A 25,438-nucleotide genomic window follows, 5' to 3' on the forward strand; every position below is an offset into this window, starting at 1 on the left:
CCTGTGAATAACAAAGAAGAAATCTACACGTCCAGTGTAGCAGAGCACCTTAAAAAACCTGACTAATTTATGCCCTCTCCCAGACAAACATCGAATCAAGTGGATGAATATCGAATAAGGTGACCTAGTACATTAGTGGCATCGACATCAACAGCGCTAATCAAACCGCCAGGCGCTGTATTGCAGAGCGCGAGATTAACCAGGAAGGCACTGAACTGCCCGAACTCGATGCCGTTCCTCTCGAAACCGCTTGAAGCGCCCAGCGAGCTGATTCGTTGACTCTAACAACGGCCGGATAAAGAGCCAGGCCCCAAGTTAATTTGCCCCTGGTTTACTTGTTGTGGTTTCCGCTTCATCAGTTGGCTGAATTTGTCCAACCAACAACATGGGGGCGGCATCCAGCTCTTCGGCATCCATCATGGCGGCGATTCGCTCCACGGCAGACAATAACTGACTTTGCTCCCAGGCCTCGAGCGCCTGATAGCGCTTGATAAAGTGTTCCTGCAGCGGTTTGGGCGCCTGCCCTAGCAATGCCGCCCCGGACTCACTCAGTAACAGATGTACCTTGCGCTTATCGGTTTGGCTGCGCTGACGTATGACCAGCCCCTTGGCTTCCAAGCGGTCGATGATGGTAGTGACGGTAGCAGGACTCAGATTGATCTCGGTCGCCACCTGTTTGGCCAGCGGCGATCCCATGGAAGCGATTTTCTGCATCACCATCAGTTGCGGTCCGGTGAGGCCCGAGTGCTTACTGAGCTGCCTGGAGTGCAGGTCGATGGCGCGGATCACTTTGCGCAGCGAGATTAATAACTGCTCGTACTTTTCCATGGATACTGTCCCACTCTCACGGTTTCACTTGTTTGAAAAAGGCTACTGAAATCACCCATAACCTAAAGGCGCAAGCTTATCAGAAAAGCCGGGGAAACTCATAACCCATCGACTCAATAGCTGAATTTCCCCAATACCGCCGCCGACAAGCGCAACCTTAAATCAACAAATCATTCATCTTTTGTTGATACAAAAGCCTCACAATGCAATCATTAGAGGACTAACAATTAGAGCTCAAATCAATTACTGAGCATTAATTATCAGAAAAGGACTATCCCCATGTCGGCCACCAGCCTGAAGTACAAGAGCGAAGAAAATCCTATTCCACTGAAAGTCATCACAGAGAAGCGGCCATTTTCCAGCCATCAAGCGCTGATGCAGTTTGATGTTGCCAATCGCCCCTGGCGAGAAACCTTGTCGCTGAGCTTTAAGAATGACAAACAACTGTCCCAGGTATTCAACAATATTCGCGCCGTCGATGACCAAGTTTATGAAGTGATTGCCGCCAGGATCACCCCCTACATAGCCCAATTAATGGATAAAGATGATCCCAACTGCCCGATTCGGTTGCAGTACGTCCCGGAGCAGGATGAGTTGGAGGTCGCGCCCCATGAAATGGGCGATCAATTGGCGGAAGATGACATGATGCCCGAAGGCACCTCGATAGTGCACAGGTATCCCAACCGGGCGTTATTTCTGGTGCACAACATCTGCGGCTCCTATTGCCGCCACTGCACCCGCAAACGCATGGTGTCCGATCCGCTCAATGTGATCTCCATGGACAGGATCCGTCGCTCGGTGGAGTATCTGCGCCAACATACAGAGGTACAGGACGTGCTTCTGTCGGGCGGCGATCCTTTGCTGCTCACAGATGACAAGCTGGATGAAATTCTGTCGATGATCCGAGAGGCCAGACCGGATCTGAAAATTCTGCGTATCGGCAGCCGTTTATTGGCGCAGCTTCCTACCCGGGTCACCCCCGAGTTGTGCCGGGTACTGAAGCGTAACCGAGTCACACTGATCAACACCCAAGTAAACCACCCCAGAGAAATCACCCCCTTATTCAGCAAACATATCGCCATGCTCAGGGAAACCGGCATCATGCTCGGCAACCAGAGCGTGCTGATCAAAGGCGTCAACGACAGCATAGATACTATGCAGGAACTGGTAATGGAGTTGGTATCCATAGGCATACGTCCCTATTACGTCTATGCCATGGATCCGGCGCCGGGCAACAGCAAGTTTCAGGTCAGTTATCAGCGAATGCTGAAAATCTATCACGGCATCCGCGGCTGGGTATCCGGCCCGGCAATTCCCACCTTTATCGTCGATGGCGTCGGCGGTCTGGGTAAAATGCCGGTGCAGCCGGAATATGTCAGCAGGCAAACCGGCCCGGAAGGTGAGCGTCTGATAGCCACCAACTTTGAAGGGCGCAGCGCCGACGTATCATTCCTGCTACAGGAGTGATCCATGCACCCTTTGGATTATGGGATTTTCCTGGCGTACCTCGTAGGTTTACTGGGGTTTGGGTACTTCCATTTCAAACGCCACAGTGACGGCGATGACTACTATCTCGGTGGCCGCAACATCCAAGCCAGGCACGTAGGCTTTTCCATTGCCGCCACTGATGTGGGCGGCGGATTTTCCATAGGTCTTGCCGGTCTCGGCTTCAGTATGGGGCTGGCGGGCAGCTGGCTGCTGTTTACCGGTTTGCTGGGGGCCTGGTTATCTGCTGTGTTTGTTATTCCCAGGGTTAAACGTCTGGAGCAGGGCGAGCGCTTTTATACCTATCCGGATCTGCTCAAGCACAGATTCGGGGCCAGAGTCGCCATGTTGGCCGCCTTGATCTCCTGTATCGGCTATCTGGGGTTTACCGGCGCACAGATCCTCGCCGGTGCCAAACTGGCGGCCGCGACCCTGCTGCCCAAGGGCTTCGATGCCTTGCCGCCGCTGCAGTTGGCACTCTGGGTTATAGGCGGAACCACCATACTTTACACTGTATTTGGGGGTCTCAAGGCGGTTATCTATACCGACAGCGTCCAGTGGCTCATTTTATTGCTGGGCTTGATTGGCTTTACCCTGCCCTACGCCCTGGAGGAGGTCGGCGGCTGGCAAGGGCTGAGCCGCAATCTGCCGCCGTCCCATATGTCACTGACCGCCATAGATCCCATCACGGCCATCAATTGGCTACTCACCATCACACCTGTGTGGCTGATTGCCATGACTCTCTATCAGCGAATGTTTGCCTGTAAAGATAGCGCCACGGCCAAGCGCGCCTGGTATCTGGCCGGGGTGCTTGAATATCCCCTGATGGCGATATCCGGCGTTTTATTGGGGATGTGCGCCAGAGTCATGTTGCCACATATGGACAGTGAAATGGCGGTGCCGGCGATGATCCGCGATCTCTTGCCAATGGGCTTTACCGGGCTGATTATCGCGGCATACTTTTCCGCCATCATGTCCACCGCAGACAGTTGCCTGATGGCGGCATCCGGCAACCTGACCCAAGATCTGCTCGGGCTGGATCCCAGAGGGAACAACACCCTGAGACTGTCGATGATTGCCACTCTATTGTTAGGGCTGGCAGCCATCTACCTCGCCAGTCAGGCCAGGCAGGTATTGGATGCCATTCTCTATGCTTATGCCTTTATGGTTTCCGGACTGTTTGTCCCGACTCTGGCGGCGCTGTTTTGGCCCAGAGTCAGCTCCACGGCGGCACTTTGCGCCATGTTAGGGGGTGGACTCACGGCGCTGGCTCTACTGACAGAGCTGCTCAAGCTGCCGGATGGCTTAGCTAAACTCGGTCTGGATCCCAGTATCTATGGCATTTTGGTCTCCGCCGGTTTGTTGGTGCTGGTCAATATCATTCACCAACCAGCTCCCAAGCCCAGGCTCACCTCGCATCAGGACAGTTCACACTCATGACCCGAGCTCAATTTGATCAGCAACTAAACCTACTCGGCGCCCACATCCAGCACGGCCCGGCCAATGATCGCATCTATCTGATCTCCCTTGGTAATGCCTCTCCAGGCCCTTTATTGGATGCACTGAATGCGATGGCGCTGCAACATGGCTACGGCAAGATCATCGCCAAGCTACCTGAGCACAAGGCAGGCCTATTTTTGGCATATGGTTTCAGCGAAGAGGCCAGGATCCCAGGATTTTATCAAGGCCAGGACGCCGTATTTCTCGCCCGCTACCAGGACAAAACCAGGCAGTTTCGCACCCTGCCGGAGTTGGATACCCTGCTGGAGCGCGCCAGGGCGGATATCAAGCCTGAATTCCATTCAGCGGCCGAGGTCAGTCGCTGCCACGAAGAGGACCTACCACAGATGGCCAAGCTCTATCGCGAGGTGTTTCCCAGCTACCCCTTCCCCATTGAAGATCCGGAATTTTTACGGCAGAGCATGGCCAGTGATGTCGACTACTTTGGGATCCGCCAGCAAGGGCGACTGATAGCCCTAGCTTCGGCAGAAAAGGATCCCAAGAGTCTCAGTGCAGAGATGACAGATTTCGCCACTCTGCCACAGGCACGCGGACAGGGCTGCGCCAGAGCCTTGTTGGCACATATGGAGCAAGCAATACTCCACCAGGGCTACCGAACCGCCTATACCATAGCCAGAGCCGTTTCCGTTGGTATGAACCGTACCTTTGCCGCGGCAGATTACCGCTATGGCGGCCGTCTGCACCTCAATACCCAAATAGGCGGCCAGATAGAGAGCATGAACCTCTGGCATAAATTACTTGTTTAGCTACCACTTATGTGGTACTTAATTGGCCGGACTTCCAAGGAGAGGGTTCAGTCATAACGACAATATGCCGGGTTGAACCAGAACAATTCCATGCTTTCGACTAATGGTTTTGTGCACCTTAACAAGCAATCATGGTGCCCGTGGAGGCCACAGCTGTCATGGAAGAAAGAGCGTTATCTTCATCTGTGCCATAAAAACGGCACTTACGTCACTTAGTTTCAATTAAGTTCTAATTTTCTTTCTTTCTCACGCCGAATCCGGCGACACATCACACTTTCTGGCCAAACAAGTTAGTAATTTGGCACCAAGAAAGAGATACAGATTTCATTTTCAACAGCATATACAGGTGAACTTATGGCTGCTAAATTCTTTATCCCTTCAGTAAACGTCCTGGGTCAGGGCGCTGTAGACGATGCTATCGGTGATATCCAAACTCTGGGATTCAAACGAGCACTGATAGTGACAGACAAGCCTTTGGTCAGCATAGGTCTGGTGGGACAGATCGCCGAGAAGCTGGGGCAAGCAGGCATTAGTGCCACTGTATTCGATGGCGTTCAACCCAACCCAACCGTTGGTAACGTGGAAGCGGGCCTTGAGTTGCTGCGCGCCAACGACTGTGACTTCGTGATCTCCCTGGGCGGCGGTTCACCCCACGATTGCGCCAAGGGGATTGCCCTAGTCGCGGCCAATGGTGGCTCAATCAAAGACTACGAAGGCGTGGATCAGTCCGCCAAGCCGCAGTTGCCACTGGTGGCCATCAACACAACCGCCGGTACCGCCAGCGAAATGACCCGCTTCTGCATCATCACAGATGAAAGCCGTCATATTAAGATGGCCATTGTCGACAAGCACACTACCCCGACCATTTCGGTCAACGACCCTGAGCTGATGCTGAAAAAACCTGCCAGCCTGACCGCGGCAACCGGTATGGATGCCCTGACTCATGCGGTAGAAGCCTATGTGTCCACAGCCGCCAACCCCATCACTGACGCCTGCGCCATCAAGGCTATTGAGCTTATTCATGCCAATCTGATCAATGCGGTAGAGCATGGCGACAATATCCAAGCCCGTGAACAGATGGCTTATGCCCAGTTCCTCGCCGGGATGGCATTCAACAACGCCAGCCTGGGTTATGTACATGCCATGGCGCACCAGTTGGGTGGTTTCTACGATCTGCCCCATGGCGTGTGTAACGCACTCCTGCTGCCTTATGTGCAGGAATACAATGCTCAGGTGGCGGCACCAAGACTGAAAGATGTGGCCAAGGCCATGGGTGTTGATGTTAGTACCATGAACGATGAGCAGGGTGCAGCGGCCGCAATCAAGGCGATAAAAGAATTGGCTGCGGCGGTAAAAATCCCTGAAAACCTGACCAAAATTGGGGTAAAGGCCGAAGATATCCCAGTACTTGCAGAGAATGCTCTGAAAGATGCCTGCGGCTTTACCAACCCCAAACAGGCGACTCACGAAGAAATTTGCCAAATTTTCAGCAACGCGTTGTAATCCACTTTTGCATCTGACATTCGTCAGTGCCAGATACGCCAAGGCCCGTTAAGGAACGGGCCTTGGCTATTTCCAAGATGTACTCCATTCACCTTCCAAGCCCATCAGCTCAGCATTTCAGCGGTTATTCGGCAATAGCTAAATATTGGGATCTGTCCCCGGTTTATTTCTGTCGATTGCAGGCTAAATGAGATTAACAACAGCAAGCAATAAGGAGTAAACCCCCGCGTTTGTAACCCTTGTCACAGTGGCCGATTGTCAGTTCAGCCCCTATGATAAATTCAGGAATCAACCAGGCAGGATCCCTTATGACAGCCATTACTCAGATAATCAATTACACTGTTCGTTGCCCCCACTATCAGGATCAGAGCGCCGAAGCCACATGGCGCAATCACATCGAAATCAATCACTCGGCGGAAATTGCCCTCGACCGACTAAGCAAGTGGCACGCCCACTCCGGCAATCGGTTATTTTGCTCGCAAGATATCGTGGTGCGTAAAGCTGAAAAGGAGGAGGCTTACTTCGCCATGATCAGCGAAAGATTAAAGTCCGGCACTCATGCCTTAGTCACGCTCAAGGTCTTTATGGACAAGTGCACTAAAGACACCTCTGTTGAAGAGATAGTGGCACACCTCTATCAGGATTGTCGAACTCGCCTGGAGAAACTCAGCTGAACTTAAGCGCCGGTTCAAGCCAAGCCATTTCGACTCGTTAACGAAAGCGAGCCAAGAGCCGTATCTTTTCTGAGAGTCTCTTTGTTATCGCAAGATAAGACTCTGAGCAAAGATACGGCCAAATCTGCTTGAGATCACATAACAATCATAAACAACGGCGACAGCTCACAGTTATTCGATCCACTTCGGCACAAATCAAATAGATAATATCATTTCTGAGAAAATCATTTCCTTATTTTTCAAAAGCTAATAAAAGAAAACTCAAACTTACCCCAGATATAATCCATTTTTAGGCCAATTGTTGGAAAACCCTGCCACTGCTAGACTTTCCACCGCGGGCCCAAGTCTAAAGATCTCAATCATTCAGGCCTTGCGGGGTTGATGCAAACCAGGGCGACCGAGTTCGCCCGCCGGAATAACAGAATTTGTTTTTAAATCTGCAACAGGAAAGCCATTAAATGCACGAGTTAGCCAATATCGTCATCGTCGGCGGCGGCGCCGGTGGTATGGAGATCGCCACCAAACTGGGCCATAAACTGGGCCGCAAGGCCAAGGCCAGAGTCACCCTTATCGATGTCGCCGACAGCCATGTCTGGAAACCCCTGCTCCATGAGGTCGCCACTGGCGCATTGGATGTCGGGGTCGATGCCATCAGTTACCGCAGTCACGCAGCCGCTCACGGCTATCACTTTCAGCAAGGCGCCATGACGGACATAGACCGCCATGCCAAGCAGGTGATACTGGCGCCCATTTGTGATGACAAGGGTGAAGAGCTGTTGCCATCACGGCGCATCGACTATGACTATCTGGTGATTGCCATCGGCAGTATCGCCAACGACTTCAATATTCCCGGGGTGCGGGAACACTGCGTCTTCCTCGACAACACAGAGCAGGCCATGGCCATCCGCCAGCGTTTGCTGAACAAGTTTATGCGTTATGCCAGCCATCAACAGCTGGATGAGAAGATCAAAATCGCCGTCGTCGGCGCCGGTGCCACCGGGGTGGAGATGTCGGCCGAAATGCATCACGCAGTGGATCAGCTCAAGGGCTTTGGCTTCAAGATAGATACCAGCCTGTTGGAAGTCACCCTGATTGAAGCCGACAAACGAATACTGCCCAAGGTCGAAAAGGAAGAGATCTCGGCGGCAGTCGCCAGAGAGCTGAGCACTCTGGGAGTCCGGGTGATGACCAATACCCGTATCACCCAGGTGACGGCCAAGGCGTTGACTACCAGTGAAGGCGAAGAGATCCCGAGCGATATGGTGATCTGGTCCACCGGGGTCAAGGCGCCTGAGTTTCTCCACGGCATTGGCGGCCTGGAAAGCAATCATGTCCATCAGCTGCTGGTCAAACCCAATGCCCAAACCACGCTGGATGAGCATATCTTTGCCATTGGAGACTGTGCCGCTTGTCCGCAGCCGGATGGCAGCTGGGTGCCGCCAAGGGGCCAGGCCGCCAGGCAGATGGCCTTGATGACAGCGGATAACATCATAGCCATGCTCAACGGCAAGACTCCCTCGAAAGAGTACCTTTACAAGGATCTCGGTTCACTGGTGAACCTGTCGCGCTTCCACACGGTCGGCAACCTCATGTCTTTCATTGGCGGAGGCGTCATGGTCGAAGGCAAGATAGCCAGATTTGTCTATACCTCTCTCTATCGCCGCCATTTGATAGAGCTGCACGGTGTGGTCAAGGGCACCCTGTTGATGTTTGCCAAGGGGATAACCCGGATAATCCATCCCCACCTCAAGCTGCATTGATAGAGGGGGCGCCCGGCGCCCCTCTTTTATTTGCCATGCCGGCAAGGCTATAATCGCTGCAGACTTATTTACCCGTAACAGACGAATTCAGATACTGCCTATGACAGCTAAATCCGCCGACTTTTCCAATATCAACCAAAGCAGCGCCCAGTCCTTCAAGGCGCAGAAGAATCTGATCAAACAACTGCTGACCGGTAAAAAAGTGCCCTGCCCTAAATGCCAACAAGCCTTGAGTGCCACCTTGCCACCGGCAAAATCCACCTCAGAGCTTGCCAGCATCCGCTGTCCCAAGGGCTGCACTGATATTGAGCTGGAAACCGAACTGCCGGGCAAGTGAGTAAGCCCAATAAAAAAGGACCGCAACAGACGGTGGAAATCATCTGCTGCGGCTGCAAGGCAAAACTGTTCAAATATCGAAAGGGCGGCAAAGGCGCCTTGGTTAAATGTTTTGTCGAACGGATCCTCACAGATCATACGCAAACGCCCTGTACCTGCCCCGGCTGCGGCCAGGTCTTCGCCCGTCAGGCACTGATCTGCGGCGTGCCTGCATTCAAGATTATCGGTGGCAAGGCGCGCATGAATTAGCCCCCTTGTACGGGCGCAGAGCCTTTGCGGCGCAGATAGAAACGGTAGTATCCCAACAGATTGCTGCCGATAAACACAGACTCCATCAATACCGCCATCGGCGAACCCAACAGGATGTTATTCAGCAGCCAGCAACCGCTGCCGAAAAACATCAGCTCCCTTAATCGTTTGTCATCACGGCAAAAGGCCGCCCTGGTCTGCAACAAACTGCCGGCCAGACTCAAAAGATCGAGCCATTGATTGAAACTCAGGGCCACGGCCGTGACCGAAGCGGCCATAAACAGCCACATCAGACGTCTGTCGACAGTGAAGATACTGACAAAGAATCTGACACTGGCAACCAACATTAAAATGGCCGGGCTCCAGTGGTCGAGCAAGATAAAATGCGCCGCGTTCAGCAGGCCCGACACCACCAGACAAGCAAGCACGGCGCGCCTGTGCCTCAACTGGAATGACAAAAGATCGCTAAACAGCGCCAGAGTGACCAACAGCTGTGAAATAACAAAAATGGACAACACAGTATCCCGGAAGATTGAAACCGGCCGCTATTGTGCTGTGCCATTGAGGCGATGGCATTAACTTAGGTTAAGACGCCGGCGAATGCGGCTGAGACTCTCAGGGGTGATGCCGATATAGTTGGCCAACTGCACCTGGCTCAGGGCGCTTATCCAGTGTGGCCAATGATTTTTTAACCATAGGTAGCGCTGCTCTGGCGACTTGAGCAATAGAAAAGCTTCTTTCTGCTCCTTGTAGCGCAGTTGGGCACGCAGCAATGAAAGCTCGGCGCGCTGAAACCCGCCAAGCTCAAACAGGCTCAGGGGCACGACCACCAGAGTGCTGTTTTCCAGTGCCTCAAGTTGATAACGGGCAGGCTCAGCACTGAGAAAACTGCTGTAAAGCAGGCAAAATTCGCCAGGGAAATAGAACTCTTTGCAGCGCTGCTGACCATCACTCAGATAGTGGCTGGCCCGCAACACCCCATTGAGCAATAAAAAGCCCGACTGCTGTTTGCCACCTTGTGCCAGCAGCACCTCACCTGCCTGACAACTTTTCAGCTGAGCCTTATCCAAGAGTGGCGCCAAAGCACTGGGTTCAAGCCCCAACTCAAGGAAAAAGTCTGTCAGCGCCTGAAAAGCGGCCTGATGAGGCATAGATTCATGGCTCATTCAGTCGGGCGCCTATTGGGAAGAAGACGGCAGAATCGAGGTAAGCGTCACAAAGAAAGTGCGTTCCACATACTCACCCGGCGCTTCGGCCATGGATTGCTCCTGGGTGCGGGTCTTCAGCGCCAGAGTCACGCTGTAAGGCGGGTCGAACGGCTCTTTGGGGGTAATGGCTTCAATCTCAATTCGGTCGCCGAGAAACTGGCTGGCCAGATGCGCGATGGCGCCGGTTTGATAGTCAAATCTAAACATGCCCAAATACCAGAACACACCTGAGCCCTGGGTTGTCACTGCGAAGGGAACAACAAACTGCATCGATTCGGCATTGCCGGGCAAGTTTAGGGGGGTCAGCTTACGGTAATCGAGCAATACCTCCCCACGAACCACTTCATCCTGATATTCGCCAAACGCCAGATGCTGCTCTTCCTTAAAGCCGGTAAGAGTGACTGACTTGTTGCTGTCCGGCAAACGGATCCTGAACTGTTCACGGGTATCCAGACTGAACAGCCGCTGCATCACACCTTGAGCACCACCATCAAATTCAGCCAGTGGGCGCACCATATCGTTTTCCCTGACATAGAGATCGTCCTCGGCGAAGTTGAACCTGTAGATCCCAAGCGCGATCACCGCCAAAAACACCAGCCCCAACACCACAGCCACACGAACAAAGGGTCTCATAATCCATCCTATCAACAACAAACCCAACCATATCGGCACACTGAGCTACCTTAACCTCAAAGCCCAGTGGCCGCAGCCGGGATCTGAATGCCTGTCAGCCCGGGTTCAGTCAATAATGCAATATTTAACATCTATTGGAACGCCAACCTATGATTGAAGCGTTAACCATCAAAGGTACTTGCCAATGAGTTTCAGCCAACCAGCTTCAATGTCATCTGTTTATAAAATACGGTAACAGACAACTGAGTCGCTGAGAACTCGGGTTTGGTGATTGAGAACTCAGGTATTTACAACCCGATCTGCAGATTGAATGATAGAAAACGCGCACTGAAGGAGCCTCGCAGCTCCGCCAATGACGGAAGCTTACCTTTGCCCAAGACAGATGGCTCAAGATTCGAGCTCTGCCAGCCAGCCCTTGAGCAGCGCAGCCAGTTTCTGCCTGTCTTTGGCAGATACCCCCTGGAGTAACTGCTGCTGAGTTGCCATATGAGCAGGCAAGGCGGCCTCAACCTTGGCCTTGCCTTCGGCGGTCAATCGTACATTCACCGCGCGGCGATCTTCGGTGCTGTGGCTGCGACAAATGAATCCTTTCTGCTCCAGCTTATCCAAACGGCTGGTCATGGCGCCGGAGGTCAGCATCATGCTCTGGTGCAATTGCCCCGGAGTCAGAGTGTATGGCTCACCGCTGCGGCGTAAGGTTGCCAACACATCAAACTCTCCCTGACGCAAGCCAAATTCGCTATGGCAACGGAGGATTTCAGCATCTATATATTTGTAGATCCTGGCCAGGCGGCCAAAGACTTCCATCGGCTGCAGGTCGTCAGTCACCCCGGCGACCAACCACTGGCTGACTATGGTGTCTACGCCATCCTTGATAGCTGCGGCTTGCGGCTGGTGGGCTTGTGGCTGGTGGGTTTGTGTTTTTAGCTCTTCCTGCGACATAACTATCTCTATAACAAGATTCTTTATAAGGAATATTATGTCAGCAAGCGGCTATTCCCAAGCCTGAAAAGCAAAAACGCCGCAGAAATCGATTTCTGCGGCGTTTTTAACTGAATCAATCAGTAAAGAGGCGAATTACTCCCCTTATGATTTCTTCACATAACAGCTCAGGATAACGATGCGGGTGCCATTGACCCGACCTTCGATATGCTCAGGGTTGTTGGTCAGAGCAATGTTACGCACGGCTGTACCACGCTTGGCCACAAAGCTGGTGCCCTTCACGTTGAGATCTTTAATGATCACCACGCTATCACCGGCGGCCAACTGAGTGCCATTGCTGTCCAGTGTCGGCGCCGAATCATCGCTCTCGGCCGCCAAAGACTCGGCATCGCCCCAAGCTTTGAGATCGTCTTCCAGATAAAGCATATCCAGCAGATCCTGAGCCCAACTCTCGCCATTGAGACGCTTGAGCATGCGATAAGCCATGACCTGCACGGCAGGAACCTGACTCCACATACTGTCGTTCAGGCAACGCCAGTGGTTAACATCCATGGTGTCCGGAGCGGTAATCTGGCCTTCACAGGTAGCGCAGATCATAATGTCGCTATCGGTGCGATCACCCGAGTGAGGCAGATCATAGACAGACAGAGCGCCTTCGGCTCCACAGAGTTCACATTTCCCGCCACAGCGGCTTTGCAGTTCAGTTTCTGAAGTCATTACTAATATTCTTCGTTCAGGCAAAGCACACATTATGCTGCAAAATCGGCGCCAAATCAGAATTACAGCTCACAAAAACACAAAAAATTGAGCATTTATCAAAATCCGCGCCAACAGTTCAGTGAAAAAATCACCCAAGAATCGCTTTACCTCATTCAATTCATTGATAATAAAACCTCAACCTGCCCCTCAAGATACGGTCAATATTCCCGCACAGTTATGGGCATACATATTACAGCGCTTGACTCACCATCGGCTTTCACTTGAGATATCGCCGTGAAGAAAATGGAGAACAAAGATGAGCTTCAGCGAACAAGGTTTTGCCTTTCTGACCCGGCTGGAAAACAACAACGACAGGGCCTGGTTCAAGCAACATCAGGATGAGTATGAAACCCTGCTCAGGGGGCCGGCACTGACATTTATTGAACAGATGCAGCAGCCTATTCAGGCCTTGTCTCCCAGATTGACGGCGATCGCCAAGAAGGTCGGAGGCAGTTTGATGCGGCCACAGCGGGACACTCGCTTTGGTCACGACAAGTCGCCCTACAAGCTCAATGTCGGGATCCAGTTTCGCCATTTTCAGGGTAAGGATGTTCACGCTCCCGGGTTGTATCTGCATCTGGCCAACGATGGTTGCTTTATCGCTGCCGGGATCTGGCGCCCCGAATCCAAGGTGCTCGGCGCCATCAGACAATGTATCGACGACAACCCACGCGCCTACAGTAAGGCGTTGGAGGAATTACGGCGCCATGGGTTTACGATGGACGGTGACAGCCTGGTGCGACCACCCAAGGGGTTCGATAAAAGCCACCCATTGATAAACGAATTGAAACGCAAAGACTTTGTGGCGCTTAAAATGCTGACAAAAGAGCAGATTTGTCGCAGCGATTTTGTCGACTTCTGTGCCAGTGAGTTCCAACACACCCAGGCGTTGATGCGCTATCTGTGCTTTGCGCTGGACTTGGATTATTGATGTCTGTCACTGGATTATTGATTGCCGTACCTGGGCTTAAACCGCCCAGGTAGAATCTGGTTCAACGTCCAAGCTGAGCGCGCATCACGCTCAGCGCCTGCTGCAACTCCTGATGCAAACCGGCCTTGCCGAGCACCCGAATCCCCTGCAGTTGCAGCAATAACCAGGCCGCGAGCGCCTCGGTATTGTCGCTGTTAAGCTCGCCGCACTCTCTGGCGTGGGTCAGTGCCTTGGCAAACGCCTCCTTGATGGAGTCAAACAAGTGCCGACTCTCTTGCTGTACGACAGCATCCTCCAGGCTCATCTCCAGCAGCGCATTTTGCAGGAAACAGCCGTATTTTTGCTCTCGCTGCAGGGCCACAAACTGCTCAAGATAATCAATTACCTGCTGTAACCCTGCGCCTTCGGCGCGCAGGCTGTCGAGCGATGGTAAAGAGTTTTGCTGCAGATACAGACGCAGCGCCTCCCGGTACAGATTCAGCTTGTCGCCATAGGTGTTATAGAGACTGAATCTGTTGATCCCCAGATGCTCGACCAGATCCGCCACTGAGGTGGCGGCATAACCCTTTTGCCAAAAGAGCTCCATTGCCAATTTCAGCTTATCTTGCCGGTCAAAATTGCAACTTCTTGCCATACTGCTCCCAAGCGTTTCCAGCGAATGACGTGCTGTATATTTAGCCAAATTAATTCTTGACTGATCGTTCTGATATCCCCTAAAGTCTAACCTAAACGATCGTTCCGAAAAAGATTTGAATACATTTTCCTGAAACCAAACCAGGAAAAATAACTAAACGACCCAAGACAGATGGAGAAAGATAGATGAAGCTGTATGAACTCGGACCCACCCCAAGTGCCCGCAGAGTCAGTATTTTCATGGCGGAGAAAGGCATAGATATCGAGCGGGTAAACGTCGATCTTCGCGGCGGAGAAAATCTCTCGGCCGAATTCAAGGCCAAGAGTCTCAATGGCCGCATTCCGCTGCTGGAGCTGGATGATGGCAGTTATCTGTGCGAGTCTGTGGCCATCTGTCGTTATCTCGACGAGTTGTTCCCTACCGAGCTCAAGCTCTTTGGCAACACGCCGCTGGAGCGAGCAAAGGTGGAGATGTGGCAGCGCATCGTTGAACTGCAGGGGTTGTTACCTGCCTTTCAGGCATTTCGCAATATCAGCGGCATCTACAGCGACCGGGAAACCTGCATTCAAGCCTGGGGCGAAGAATCCCGCAAGCGTCTGGAATCTTTCCTGCCTCTGCTGGAGCAGCGCCTGAGTGAATCCCCCTATCTGGCCGGTGACAACTACTCCATTGCCGATATCACCGCCTATATCTTATTGGGATTCATCAAAAATCTGCAGATTTCACTGCAGCCTTTCCCTGTGCTGCAGAGCTGGTATGAGCAAACCGGACAACGCCCGGCAATGAGCCAGCCAAAGCAAGGATAAAATCTAGGAGACACACATGATTGAACTCTATACCGCCGCCACCCCCAACGGCTTTAAAATCAGTATTGCCCTGGAAGAGATGGGCTTGCCCTACCGGGTACACCATCTGGATCTCAGTGCCAATGAACAGAAACAGCCAGAATTTTTAGCCATCAATCCCAACGGCCGGATCCCGGCCATCATAGACAGGGACAACAATGATTTCGTGGTGTTTGAATCCGGTGCCATCCTGCTTTACTTAGCTGAAAAAACGGGGAAATTCTTACCTGTTGATGCCAAGAAGCGCTCCCAGGTCATTCAATGGCTGATGTTCCAGATGGGCGGCGTAGGCCCCATGATGGGACAAGCCAATGTGTTCTACCGCTATTTTCCGGAGAAGATCCCGGCCGCGATAGAGCGTTATCAAAACGAGGGCCGGCGCCTGTTTGAGGTGATGGATAATCAGTTGGCCAAACATGCCTATCTGGCCGGTGATGAATACAGCATAGCCGATATGGCCACCTGGCCCTGGGTGCGGATCTACGACTGGAGCGGCATAGATATTCAAGGTCTGCCTCACCTGCAACGTTGGCTCGATACGCTGGCTCTGCGCCCGGCCTGTCAAAAAGGCATAGTCACCCCGGAGTCCAGAGACCAGTTGAGTGATGAAGACAGGGCCAAACAGATAGCGCAAATGGTTACCCGTTAAGTCTGAGTCGTGTAGTAAGCATTAGTAAGCAGTAGCAACCATTAGCAACCATTAGCAACCATTAGCAAACAAGGTGCCGGGGACAGGCCGCGGCACTTCTGTTAATATTGGCGCCATTGCTATCCACACTTGATGCAGAGAAACCTTTGACCGCGCCAAGCCCTTCACTGACTCCGGCCCAAAAACGTGCCGCCAGTTATGCCAACACCATCAACACACTGTTCACCGAAATCCTCGACAGTCGCCAGAGTGCCGATCGGGTGCTGGCGAACTATTTCCGCAGCAACAAGAAACACGGCTCCAAGGACAGAAGAGTCATTCGAGAGACCCTGTTTGCCCTATTTCGTTGGTGGGGTTGGTTGCAACAGCTTGAGAATGGCGATGAGCAAAGCCTGTGGTTCCAGCGCCTGGCATTGGCGGCGGCGATAGAAACCCACCCTTGGACGGACATTATCTGTGCCTGGCAGCAACAAGCAGGCAAGTCATTCGCCCTGCCTGAGCAGGCTCTGGCCCCCAAAGCCGCCGCCGAATTGGTATCCAAGGTCTCTGGCCGACATGTCTTGGCAAGAGACCTAGCACCGGACTGGTTCTGGCATGCCGTGGCGCCGCTGCCAGAGGCCCGGGAAGAGCTGCTGATAGACGCGCTTTGCAGCCGCCCGCCTATCTGGGCCAGGGTGCAAAATATGCCGCTGTCCAAGGCCCTGGCCGAGCTCAGAAGCGCCGGAGTCGATGCAAGCGCCGCCCCCGTCTTCAAGGACGCCATCAGCCTTGGCAGCAAGAGTATCAATCTCAATGAAATCAGACTCTTTAAAGAAGGTTTTATTGAAGTGCAGGATCTGGCCTCCCAGGTCATAGGCCAGGTTTGCGCCCCAAGAGCCGGCGAAAACTGGTGGGACGCCTGCTCCGGCGCCGGTGGCAAGAGCCTGCAACTCAGCTCGCTGATGCAGCAAGATAGCGCCGCCAAAGGCGTTTTTGGCACTATTACCGCCTCGGATATCCGCACGGCAGCGCTCAATGAATTGGAAAAACGCGCCAAACGCGCCGGTTTCAACATCAAGGTCGCGCCTTGGCGCAGCGATGCCCTGCCGGTTGCCAGAGAAGCCTTTGACGGCGTGCTGGTCGATGCCCCCTGCAGCTGCACCGGCACCTGGCGCCGAAATCCGGACATGCGCTGGTTGGATGACAGCCAAGCCATCAGCGATAAACCCACGCTGCAGCTCGACATACTCAGCCGCGCCTGCGATGCAGTCAAGCCAGGTGGCACTTTGGTTTACGCCACCTGCTCACTGGCGGACAGCGAAAACCGCCAGGTGGTCGATGCCTTCCTGGCCAAGCGGCCCGAGTTTACTCTGGAAACGCTCAGCCACCCATTCAACGGTGAACAGACGCAGTATTTGACGATTTGGCCCTTTGAAGCCAATGCCGATGGGATGTTTGTTGTTCGTTTTCATAAACAAGGCTAGCAAGAGTCAGGTTAATACCCGAAGGGAGTCGAGACAGGGAATCGTGGACAGACATGCAATAATTTTTACCTTGAGACGCTAAATTTCTCACTTTAGCTTGACAGGCGCTTTAGGTAAAAAGGAGCGGTGCAACCTATATGCACTGTGTTATTGGAAATGGATCATGTCAAACCACTATGATTTCGACGACGATGATACTCCATGGGGAGATCATGTCAGAGGCAAGCAAAAGAACAAACGGGTCAAACAACGCCGCCGGGACAGCAAGAGACGTTATCCGGACGAATATATGGAGCCTGAGTTTCTCAGAGATAAATGGAAATAATCTTGGCTTAATCTCAAGAAAACCAATCAAAAACAAAGGGGCTTAGGAAAGGGCGAATAAGGAAGCTGCGAATAAGCCCCATTTGTGCACTGCGCCGACTCACCTATCTAGGCTACGCCAATTTGCAACAACGCCAGCGGCGGCTCCGAAGAGGGTATTGGTGCAATACTGCAAAAATAACGTTGCTTAAAATTGCCTATATTTCTACAAACATACACCTCATTTCCAGGCACAGGCGGAACTGTGACCGTCGAAAACAGGGACGTTTTCGTCGAGGCTACATGGACGTATTCACGCCATGTCACAGGATCGCCTGTGCGAAAGGCGCACCGCAGGTGATTGGCGGCTGCTTAGCCAGAAGCTAAGACCTAGTTTATTGGTGAGTTTTGGCTTAAAGCCATGATAGCCGCTGTGCCAGCGGCCTAAAGTCGTGGAGCAAGTGCATCCATGCACAAGGGCCAGTTCGCCATCCCTGGCTCTCGCTCGTAAGCATGTCGCTATGCGACACTCGCCGCCCCACACCCGACCAAGAGGGGATCAACAGCAATCCCCTCTTGGATCTCCCTTGCCGCCCCCACACGGTGTCGAAAGCCCCTTGACCTAATGGCGCAAATAACTACTGCTTCAGACGCTCATCCCTGATTCGACTGGCGCTGCTTCGGCATCCATGCCTCAGCCACGTTATTTGCGCCAACGGCTTTCGGCGACACCGAGGGGGAATTGGTGCAATTCTGTTAGCACTGGGTAACTTGAAATATCTGAAGTATCCGCAGACATACACCTCATTTCCAGGCACAGGCGGAACTGTGACCGTCGAAAACAGGGACGTTTTCGTCGAGGCTACATGGACGGGTTCACAACAACTTCCCTGTTTAACGGCCAGCTCACCATCCCTGGTTCGCGCTCGAAAGCATGTTGCTATGCAACTCTCGCCGAGTCACAGGATCGCCTGTGCGAAAGGCGCACCGCAGGTGATTGGCTACACCGTGGCCGGAAGCTATGATAGTCGCTGTTCCTGCGGCTTAAAGTCGTGTCGTTTTGGGTTTCAAACCCAGTCAATTCTGCTTCAAAAACAACCCAAATCAGGGTTTTGTTGCCTTTGTCAAAACTTGACCTTTGGCTAATTGTTTTCACATTCAAAGCTGGTTATTGTATAACTAATTCAATAGCTTGGCTTTAGCACTTTCTTAAGCTTAAGGCCAGAAGTAGCAACACTTTTCCGTTGTCAGCGGAATACAGGGACGAACAGAGTTTGCACCCGTGCGGTAGCCATGGCCTTACTTAACGCTTTTGTCGGGCCTGGGCTGTAGAGCCCTTGGTTGTACGACTTGAAGCGCTTATGACAAGCGCCTAATAACTGATTTTCTATACAGTATTATTGCCGTTCCAGGAAAAATGCCGGAAATTTACAGCTAAGTTTGCGCGTTATTTCTGTAACATTTTAGAAAATAACATTAAATTCATAATGTTAAAGAATGCAGCTGGTAGATAATAGGTTTGGAAACCGCGCATGCGCGTTTAGCTGCAAGGGATATTAAGACCAAACTCAATTATATCCAGCTAATACAAACAGATAGCGATGCGCGTTTACACTCCTCCGAGGACTAAAACGCGCATGCGCACTATACAGCTGTTAGCCGTAAGTTAAATTCAACGTGTTAGTGAAAATTACAATGAGTATTATATGAAAATATTATGTATACATTTTAAAGGCGGGGTTGGTAAATCAACAACAGCAGTACATGCACTAGGAGTTTTATCCACACTTGAAGGAAAAACACTTCTAGTAGATGGGGATCGACAAGTTACAAGTTATTGCTTCTTTAATGGTGGCATGAGGCCATATTCTGATGAAGAGCATATAGTTTCAAATAACTTATCATTGATTACACTCTATCCTGCTGAACCAATAACGGGTCACTTGCTTAGTAAAAGAATAAGAAAAATTCAAAAGATCCCCCATGGTCATCTAGTTGTTGATACCACGCCTGACCCCGCGGTGACGAATCAGCTCGTTGCAGAAATTGATCCTGATTTAGTTCTTATACCAATACGATTTGATGATGCTGGTGCTCATGCCCAATTGGCCCCGCTATTGGAAACTATTTCAAGAATGAGGGCTGTTGGAGTTAACCCAAGAGTAAAAATCATACCATTGGGAGGAGATGAAGATACAATTAGAAAGTATATACCGAATGTTGAGCTTAACTATGAAATATCCGATACTATACCAGCTTTAGCTGAAGTATTCGGTAATGCAGTGTATAGAGACTTTAGTTTTGCTTGGAACTATGCTGGGTATGAGTATTTATATGGTTTATACCATAAAATTGTTATGGGGTAGGTGTTTACATGACTAATGAAAAAGCTAAAATTCCACCTTTGCCAAAAGTGCCAAAAGTGCCAAAACCTAGAAATGCGCCTACAGCGAGCACTAATGATAAGTACTATATAAAAACACAGGCAAGTTCATTACTTTCCAAATATTCTGGTAAAAATAAGCTTGAGATCTTTATCACAAAAGGCGATAAAGAAACGCTTGAGCAACTTGAATTGTTGTTTCAGAATAAATTTGATTTAAATCATGTTATTTGCTGTGCATATAGGTACATGGAAAATAACCATCCAAGAGTTGATGATTTTAAACGAAATGATGAAGAGACCTTAAAGGCTAAAGTAAAAATTAAGCCATCTCAAGAAACATTGGAAGCAATTTTTTCTTATGGAAAGGATGATGCTGCTTCATATTTAGCAGGTTTAGGTATTTATATATTGAGCAGAGAACTTTCATTAGATCTTATGTTCAATTCTGATGAGTATTAATATGCAGCCTTATGATATAGAGCAGATGGTTTATGGGATTATTCACTCATCCTCTCCTAGGAAGCAATTGATAGGTCGTTCACTGGCAAAACATATGTCATTTATACCAGGACCTGGCGGAAAAGACGGTTCTGTAGATGGAGCAATACTTTCAGAGTGTAATAATTTAGTTGGCCACTTTCAAAGTAAACTTTCATCTAGACTAATCCCACTTGATGAAGGAAAAATTTTACATTCTGATATTCTTAGACTTCAACCACAAGTATCTATTTATGTTTCTGGAGTGGGCTTTGATGAAAGTGTTATTCGTCTTTTAGAAAATCAACTATCTGAACAACGCACAACTATTCATTTGTTATCTTTAAGAGATATATTTAGCCAATCTGAAAGGTATATGTCGGCTCTGCGTGACATCCCTCCTCATGAAGGTGGGGAAATTAACTGGGGTCGATTCTTTGTTTAAACGCAATAGCGGCTAACAATCTGTTTAAGAGTGATTCGCGGAACAACAAAGACACCCATTATTAGCTGAGTGAAGGCTCTAAATAAGTGATCCTAATTGTGCTCCACTTTCATGAGACCATGCCCACCACCAGGGAATGGTGAAGCATGGTCCATAAAATACTTAACCCGCTCCATCAACTTCCAGATGTTTTTGCACTGATGGTTTCGGGTAACGGTTTCATGTAGTGCGTACCACAACTGCTCTATTTTGTTGACCCAAGGTGAGTAAACCGGCTGAAACAACAAGATAAACTTTGGGTTTTGCTTGAGCCAAGCTTGAGTCTTTTTACTCTTGTGGATGATGTAGTTATCGATAATGAGCGTAATCGTTTGGGCTCGCCTGTACCGTCTTTTGAGCAATTTCAGCATTGAAAGAAATAGCATAGAATCTTTGCTGGAACTGGCGACATAACTGACTTTCCCCGTTCCTGTGTGTAGCGCACCAGCCAAGTATCGTTTGCTATTCTGTCCCGGCGTTGTCACTCGTTTTTGATGACCTTTATGCATCCAATCTGCGCCGATTTTTGGATTGAGATTGACCTTTCCCCGAGATTAGTACCAATCTCTTGATGAGATTTTCCAGCTTATGCTGCTTGCTTGGCATACGCAACAGGCGGCATATAGTTCAGTGAACTATGAGGGCGAACATGGTTGTAGTGTTCACGCCATAGCTCGATTTCGTATCTGGCTTCGTCTAAGGTTCTGAACCAATGCTGATTCAGACATTCATTCCTGAATTTGCCATTCAGGCTTTCCACAAAGGCATTTTGCGTCGGCTTTCCTGGTTGGATAAAGCCCAGTGTGACGCCCGTTTCCTTACTCCAGAAGAACATTGCCTTGCTGGTAAATTCTGTCCCATTGTCGCAAGTAACCTTCTTGGGTTTGCCTCGCTCTTCCATCAATTGGTCCAAGAATCTGGCGACCTGCCTACCACTAATGGCCACAGAGACTAATTGACCAACCATTTCCCGCGAATAATCATCCACGACATTCAGTACCCGAAAGCGGCGACCATTGCTGAGTTGGTCTGACACAAAGTCCATCGACCAACGTTGATTGGGGGCTGTTGGCACCTCCATAGGCTGCCTTGGCCGGGTTAGCTTCTTGCGTTTCTTCGTCCTGACCTGCAAGCCTTCCTCCGTGTAGAGCCGATAGGTTTGTTTGCGGTTTTTGACCCAGCCTTCACCCCTGAGCAAACCATGCAGCATCAGATACCCGTAGCGAGGATATTGCGTCGCCAGCGCCTTCAGTCGCTGTCTGAGCCCATTGTCTGGCTTTGTCCTGGATTGATAGCGATATGCAGTCCGGCTAAGCCCTGCCAGCTTACAGGCTACTCGCTCACTTAGGCTGAATCCCTCAATCAGGTGTTGAACAACAGGCTTTTTGGCCGCTGGCGTTACCACTTTTTTGACAGCACATCCTTCATTGCTTCGACTTCCAGCATCTTGTCGGCTAACATCTTTTTGAGCTTGTTGTTCTCCGCTTCCAACTCCCTCAGCCGCTTCGCTTCGTTCACTTCCAGCCCGGCATACTTGCTGCGCCAGTTATAGAAAGTGCCCGTGGATATGCCCATTTCACGGCAAATGTCATCGACTTTTGCCCCTGCCTCATGTTGTTTGATGGCCTTGATGATTTGTTCTTCGGTGTAACGTTTCTTCATGTTGAGATCTCCATTGGCTCTAGTGTATTGGAAATCTCATCAATGTCATGGTCTTAAATTCGGGGGAAAGGTCAGTGCTTGAACGCAGACTGAAAGAAGATTAAGTTATTGTTTTACAGTGGGTGGCTTGATTTTTAAGCATGAAATATGTTCGATTTCATCAAACTTCTGCAACTCACGGATATCTTTCTACCTCCGGGTGCTCAAATCCACTACTGGTGCTTGAACGCAGACAGAAAGAAGATTAAGTTATTGTTTTACAGTGGGTGGCTTGATTTTTATATGTGGATTTGAATCTGCCAACAAGTTAAGGAGATGTAGTGTAAATGAGTGATGATTTATATGAGGTTATATATTTCGACCAACATTTGATTCTTAAAAAAAGCTTATATGAACAAGTGCCTCATAGTGGATTAAATGTGGCTTTTAGTTCTAATGAAGGTGTTATTCTTAGACCTCATATATATTTTCGCCCTATCAATATGACTGATACTTTTAATGAATATAAGTTCTCTGAATTAATATTTGAATGTTACGAAGGAATGGCCAATGTTGTTTCTCAATTAGTTGAAGAGAACGATGAGGAAGTCCACGTAATTACGCGTTATTTTATGAGGCACGACGATGAGAATGGTCGTTTATTGGGGGATAAATTCATATACAAAACGGAATATTACACTTTTGAATATCAAATTGAAAACTCTCTAGTACCTATCAAAAGTGCCTGTACTCCTTTGAATCCATTAGGTTTATCCTGTGAAGGTACGCTGGAGTGTTGGGTAGCAGAGATCACCTTGGATAAATATTTTTCTTTACTACGATAATCGTGGTTTTACACATAAAAAACTGCTAAAACGGACGCAGGAACATTCGGTGGTTTTGGTTCTGAGTGTGATTGGCTTGTAGTGGCCAATTATCTTGACCACTACACTGTCAGTACAAGTCTGAGCTAGTGCAGGTAATATTCGACATCAAGAACGGTTGGAATGGGTCATTATTTTTATTTGGCGACTAAACAATAACTCTCCAACCGTTTTCATTTTCAGTTCACGCGAATCTGCAATGAACCTCATTTTTTACGTTCGTTTTTATACCGCTTCTTCGTTTTCTTCACTGGTACGGATACGAATAATACGTTCGATATCGGTCACAAAGATCTTGCCGTCGCCGATTTTACCGGTACGGGCGGTTTCGACAATCACATCCAGTGCCTGTTCCAGCAGATCATCCTGAATAACCAGCTCTATCTTCACCTTGGGCAGAAAGTCGACCATATACTCGGCACCACGGTACAACTCTGTATGTCCCTTCTGGCGGCCAAAACCTTTGACTTCCAGAACCGTCATACCGGTTATTCCTATCTCAGCCAACGCCTCACGGACATCGTCCAGTTTAAACGGCTTGATTATGGCTTCCACTTTCTTCATCAGGCACTCCTTTAGGGCTTGGAATTCTTCCGCAACTCATGACCATTCCCAGGTCAATTTGACCGGAGAAATAGCTCGCTATTTTGCTTGTTCGCATACAATCGCAATAGCTTATCACGACATACTGCGGGCAAGAAGTGATTGTCCGCTCAGATGAAAAAACCAAGGCTCTATTCAGCAGCCGCACTCAGCCATGCCGTTGACTTATTCATTCCTTGCGGAAGCAACTGCAATATTTAGTACAAACTCATCTAAGGATGCTCCCAAAACAAGCTTTAAGCACGACTAAACTAAGACAACACTCAGGTTCGCCGGATGCGGGCCGCCCGACACTCAAGGATGAGATTATGCGTCATTTACAGCTTGGTTTTTCACTACTGGAACTCATGATCGCCTTGCTATTGCTGGCGGTACTGGTTGCCATCGGAGCGCCTTCGCTCAACTCCCTCTACGAAGGTTATCGTGCAAAAACCGGTATCAAACAAGTACAACAACTGCTGCAATTTGCCCGCAATCAGGCCATCAGTTATGGTGTCAGAGTCAGTGTCTGCGCGCTCAAGGATGGCCGCTGTGAAGCCGATGCCTGGCAGCAAGGGGTAACGGTTTTCAGTGATGGCAACGGCAACCATGTCCTGGATGAAGATGACAAACTCTTATATCAAACCGGGGCCTTTAATAGTAAAGACATACTCAAGTGCAACCGGGAGGCGATACGCTTTTTGCCAGACGGATTGGCAACAGGAACCAATGCCACCTTCACCTACTGCCCAGGTCGGGTAGACAGCCCTCAATCCAGGGCCTTGGTGATCAATTCGGCCGGGCGAGTTCGTCACTCCCAGGATGAAAACATCCAGTGTCAGAATACTGATGGTGTTTGAATAAACCGCCGATCTCCCAGATTTGCAAAGATAGCTGTAATTAACAACTCATTCACTTATACTTAAGCGTATCTATTCACGTGAAGAGTCGATTATGGCTGTACCAGATTGTTCCTGTTCCAGAACCCGCGGCTTTACCTTGGTCGAACTCATGGTCACCATTGCCGTTGCCGCCATACTGCTGTCGGTAGGGGTCCCTTCACTCACCTCCTTATATGAAAGCTATCGCAGTAAATCGGAAATAAGCCGCATAGAACAAGCCTTGTCTTTTGCCCGCAATCAGGCCATCAGCTACGGCATGGCAGTGGAAGTTTGTGGTTATCAAAAGGCCGATGGCTGCGCCGATAACTTCAACAATGGTCTCAAGGTTTATACCAAGGCCAGTGGCAATGAAAAAGTGCTGCGAGTCGTGGAAGGCATCGATAGTAAAGATGCCATCAAGGGCGGTAATGTCGGCTTTCGTGCCGATGGCCTAAGCTCAAGCTCGGGCGAAGTAACCTTTATCTATTGCCCGTCCAAACAGGCCAGCGGCTCAAGAAGTGTGACGGTTTCCAGCTCAGGGATGATCAAATACGGCGCCGACGGGCTTGCCTGCAGCTAACAGCTGCGGTATCGGACAAGTTATCAAGGACGGCTAGCCATTAGCACCCAAGTG

At 50.2% G+C, this 25,438-nt stretch carries 28 protein-coding genes and 1 pseudogene; 19 read left to right on the plus strand and 10 right to left on the minus strand.

Features of this window, described 5'->3' with window-relative positions; all coding sequences use genetic code 11:
- Positions 1-315 precede the first annotated feature (315 nt).
- Positions 316-828 (minus strand): MarR family winged helix-turn-helix transcriptional regulator, encoded by a 513-nt coding sequence (locus K5621_RS14500; protein ID WP_100145065.1) that lies wholly within the window; start codon positions 826-828, stop codon positions 316-318.
- A 279-nt stretch (positions 829-1,107) separates the two neighbouring features.
- Here K5621_RS14500 and K5621_RS14505 point away from each other — a divergent pair, with 279 nt between their 5' ends.
- The 8 genes from K5621_RS14505 to K5621_RS14540 all read left to right on the plus strand — a co-directional run bounded on the left by K5621_RS14505 (position 1,108) and on the right by K5621_RS14540 (position 9,102).
- Positions 1,108-2,295, plus strand: coding sequence for a KamA family radical SAM protein (locus tag K5621_RS14505; protein ID WP_221049593.1), 1,188 nt, complete (start codon positions 1,108-1,110; stop codon positions 2,293-2,295).
- Between the two features lie 3 nt (positions 2,296-2,298).
- Positions 2,299-3,753, plus strand: a complete 1,455-nt coding sequence (locus K5621_RS14510) for a sodium:solute symporter family protein (protein WP_221049594.1) — start codon at positions 2,299-2,301, stop codon at positions 3,751-3,753.
- Positions 3,750-4,580, plus strand: coding sequence for a putative beta-lysine N-acetyltransferase (gene ablB / locus K5621_RS14515; RefSeq protein WP_221049595.1), 831 nt, complete (start codon positions 3,750-3,752; stop codon positions 4,578-4,580). Before K5621_RS14510 ends, ablB begins: the two co-directional genes overlap by 4 nt.
- Before the next feature lie 354 nt (positions 4,581-4,934).
- On the plus strand, positions 4,935-6,083 hold the full coding sequence (yiaY, locus tag K5621_RS14520; protein WP_221049596.1) for an L-threonine dehydrogenase: 1,149 nt from the start codon (positions 4,935-4,937) through the stop codon (positions 6,081-6,083).
- A gap of 308 nt (positions 6,084-6,391) precedes the next feature.
- Positions 6,392-6,757 (plus strand): cytoplasmic protein, encoded by a 366-nt coding sequence (locus K5621_RS14525; RefSeq protein WP_221049597.1) that lies wholly within the window; start codon positions 6,392-6,394, stop codon positions 6,755-6,757.
- 458 nt (positions 6,758-7,215) lie between these two features.
- Positions 7,216-8,517: an NAD(P)/FAD-dependent oxidoreductase gene (locus tag K5621_RS14530; protein WP_221049598.1), complete on the plus strand. Its 1,302-nt coding sequence runs from the start codon at positions 7,216-7,218 to the stop codon at positions 8,515-8,517.
- Positions 8,518-8,617: 100 nt separating this feature from the next.
- Positions 8,618-8,854, plus strand: a complete 237-nt coding sequence (locus K5621_RS14535; RefSeq protein WP_100145052.1) for a hypothetical protein — start codon at positions 8,618-8,620, stop codon at positions 8,852-8,854.
- Positions 8,851-9,102 carry a hypothetical protein gene (locus tag K5621_RS14540; protein WP_221049599.1) on the plus strand — a complete coding sequence of 84 codons (252 nt, stop codon included), beginning with the start codon at positions 8,851-8,853 and terminating at the stop codon, positions 9,100-9,102. Before K5621_RS14535 ends, K5621_RS14540 begins: the two co-directional genes overlap by 4 nt.
- Here the strand turns inward: K5621_RS14540 and K5621_RS14545 are convergent.
- From K5621_RS14545 to K5621_RS14565, 5 genes are all read right to left on the minus strand, one after another.
- Complete coding sequence (locus K5621_RS14545; protein ID WP_221049600.1) at positions 9,099-9,617, minus strand: YgjV family protein; 519 nt, start codon at positions 9,615-9,617, stop codon at positions 9,099-9,101. The two genes, K5621_RS14540 and K5621_RS14545, sit on opposite strands and share 4 nt — an antisense overlap.
- Positions 9,618-9,677: 60 nt before the next feature.
- Positions 9,678-10,268, minus strand: coding sequence for a Crp/Fnr family transcriptional regulator (locus K5621_RS14550; protein WP_221049601.1), 591 nt, complete (start codon positions 10,266-10,268; stop codon positions 9,678-9,680).
- Positions 10,269-10,280: 12 nt separating this feature from the next.
- Entirely contained in the window at positions 10,281-10,943 is a 663-nt protein-coding gene (locus tag K5621_RS14555; protein ID WP_221049602.1) for a hypothetical protein, read from the minus strand.
- A 387-nt stretch (positions 10,944-11,330) separates the two neighbouring features.
- Positions 11,331-11,885, minus strand: a complete 555-nt coding sequence (locus K5621_RS14560) for a MarR family winged helix-turn-helix transcriptional regulator (RefSeq protein ID WP_221049603.1) — start codon at positions 11,883-11,885, stop codon at positions 11,331-11,333.
- A 144-nt stretch (positions 11,886-12,029) separates the two neighbouring features.
- Positions 12,030-12,602 carry a PhnA domain-containing protein gene (locus tag K5621_RS14565; protein WP_039034741.1) on the minus strand — a complete coding sequence of 191 codons (573 nt, stop codon included), beginning with the start codon at positions 12,600-12,602 and terminating at the stop codon, positions 12,030-12,032.
- A gap of 298 nt (positions 12,603-12,900) precedes the next feature.
- Here K5621_RS14565 and K5621_RS14570 point away from each other — a divergent pair, with 298 nt between their 5' ends.
- A complete protein-coding gene (locus tag K5621_RS14570; RefSeq protein ID WP_221049604.1) occupies positions 12,901-13,575 on the plus strand; it encodes a DUF2461 domain-containing protein in 675 nt (224 codons plus the stop codon).
- 61 nt (positions 13,576-13,636) lie between these two features.
- Here K5621_RS14570 and K5621_RS14575 read toward each other — a convergent pair whose 3' ends face one another.
- Positions 13,637-14,209 carry a TetR/AcrR family transcriptional regulator gene (locus K5621_RS14575; RefSeq protein ID WP_144218957.1) on the minus strand — a complete coding sequence of 191 codons (573 nt, stop codon included), beginning with the start codon at positions 14,207-14,209 and terminating at the stop codon, positions 13,637-13,639.
- Between the two features lie 185 nt (positions 14,210-14,394).
- Here K5621_RS14575 and K5621_RS14580 point away from each other — a divergent pair, with 185 nt between their 5' ends.
- The 7 genes from K5621_RS14580 (at position 14,395) to K5621_RS14610 (ending at position 20,777) form a co-directional block, all read left to right on the plus strand.
- Positions 14,395-15,015: a glutathione S-transferase family protein gene (locus K5621_RS14580; protein WP_100145036.1), complete on the plus strand. Its 621-nt coding sequence runs from the start codon at positions 14,395-14,397 to the stop codon at positions 15,013-15,015.
- Positions 15,016-15,031: 16 nt separating this feature from the next.
- Positions 15,032-15,703, plus strand: a complete 672-nt coding sequence (locus tag K5621_RS14585; protein WP_100145034.1) for a glutathione S-transferase family protein — start codon at positions 15,032-15,034, stop codon at positions 15,701-15,703.
- Positions 15,704-15,849: 146 nt separating this feature from the next.
- Entirely contained in the window at positions 15,850-17,166 is a 1,317-nt protein-coding gene (locus tag K5621_RS14590) for an RsmB/NOP family class I SAM-dependent RNA methyltransferase (RefSeq protein ID WP_245003089.1), read from the plus strand.
- 163 nt (positions 17,167-17,329) lie between these two features.
- Positions 17,330-17,491, plus strand: a complete 162-nt coding sequence (locus tag K5621_RS14595) for a small highly charged protein (protein WP_100145030.1) — start codon at positions 17,330-17,332, stop codon at positions 17,489-17,491.
- Between the two features lie 1,684 nt (positions 17,492-19,175).
- On the plus strand, positions 19,176-19,835 hold the full coding sequence (locus tag K5621_RS14600; protein WP_221049605.1) for a ParA family protein: 660 nt from the start codon (positions 19,176-19,178) through the stop codon (positions 19,833-19,835).
- A gap of 8 nt (positions 19,836-19,843) precedes the next feature.
- On the plus strand, positions 19,844-20,314 hold the full coding sequence (locus K5621_RS14605) for a hypothetical protein (protein WP_221049606.1): 471 nt from the start codon (positions 19,844-19,846) through the stop codon (positions 20,312-20,314).
- A gap of 1 nt (position 20,315) precedes the next feature.
- Positions 20,316-20,777 (plus strand): hypothetical protein, encoded by a 462-nt coding sequence (locus K5621_RS14610; RefSeq protein WP_221049607.1) that lies wholly within the window; start codon positions 20,316-20,318, stop codon positions 20,775-20,777.
- Between the two features lie 92 nt (positions 20,778-20,869).
- Here the strand turns inward: K5621_RS14610 and K5621_RS14615 are convergent.
- Both K5621_RS14615 and K5621_RS14620 read right to left on the minus strand, forming a co-directional pair.
- Positions 20,870-21,358: pseudogene (locus K5621_RS14615) on the minus strand (IS630 family transposase); the annotation flags it as partial.
- A 44-nt stretch (positions 21,359-21,402) separates the two neighbouring features.
- A protein-coding gene (locus tag K5621_RS14620) for an IS3 family transposase (RefSeq protein WP_221049608.1) occupies positions 21,403-22,478 on the minus strand; the annotation gives its coding sequence in 2 pieces (ribosomal slippage) (positions 21,403-22,229 and positions 22,229-22,478; 1,077 coding nt in all).
- A gap of 326 nt (positions 22,479-22,804) precedes the next feature.
- Here K5621_RS14620 and K5621_RS14625 point away from each other — a divergent pair.
- Complete coding sequence (locus K5621_RS14625; protein ID WP_054744774.1) at positions 22,805-23,302, plus strand: hypothetical protein; 498 nt, start codon at positions 22,805-22,807, stop codon at positions 23,300-23,302.
- A gap of 264 nt (positions 23,303-23,566) precedes the next feature.
- Here the strand turns inward: K5621_RS14625 and K5621_RS14630 are convergent, their stop codons facing one another.
- Positions 23,567-23,905 (minus strand): P-II family nitrogen regulator, encoded by a 339-nt coding sequence (locus tag K5621_RS14630; RefSeq protein ID WP_221049609.1) that lies wholly within the window; start codon positions 23,903-23,905, stop codon positions 23,567-23,569.
- A gap of 347 nt (positions 23,906-24,252) precedes the next feature.
- Here K5621_RS14630 and K5621_RS14635 point away from each other — a divergent pair, with 347 nt between their 5' ends.
- Complete coding sequence (locus K5621_RS14635) at positions 24,253-24,783, plus strand: GspH/FimT family protein (protein ID WP_221049610.1); 531 nt, start codon at positions 24,253-24,255, stop codon at positions 24,781-24,783.
- A gap of 94 nt (positions 24,784-24,877) precedes the next feature.
- Positions 24,878-25,384: a GspH/FimT family pseudopilin gene (locus tag K5621_RS14640; RefSeq protein ID WP_221049611.1), complete on the plus strand. Its 507-nt coding sequence runs from the start codon at positions 24,878-24,880 to the stop codon at positions 25,382-25,384.
- Positions 25,385-25,438: the final 54 nt, after the last annotated feature.

The organism is Shewanella carassii (assembly GCF_019670705.1).
GTDB lineage: Bacteria > Pseudomonadota > Gammaproteobacteria > Enterobacterales > Shewanellaceae > Shewanella > Shewanella carassii.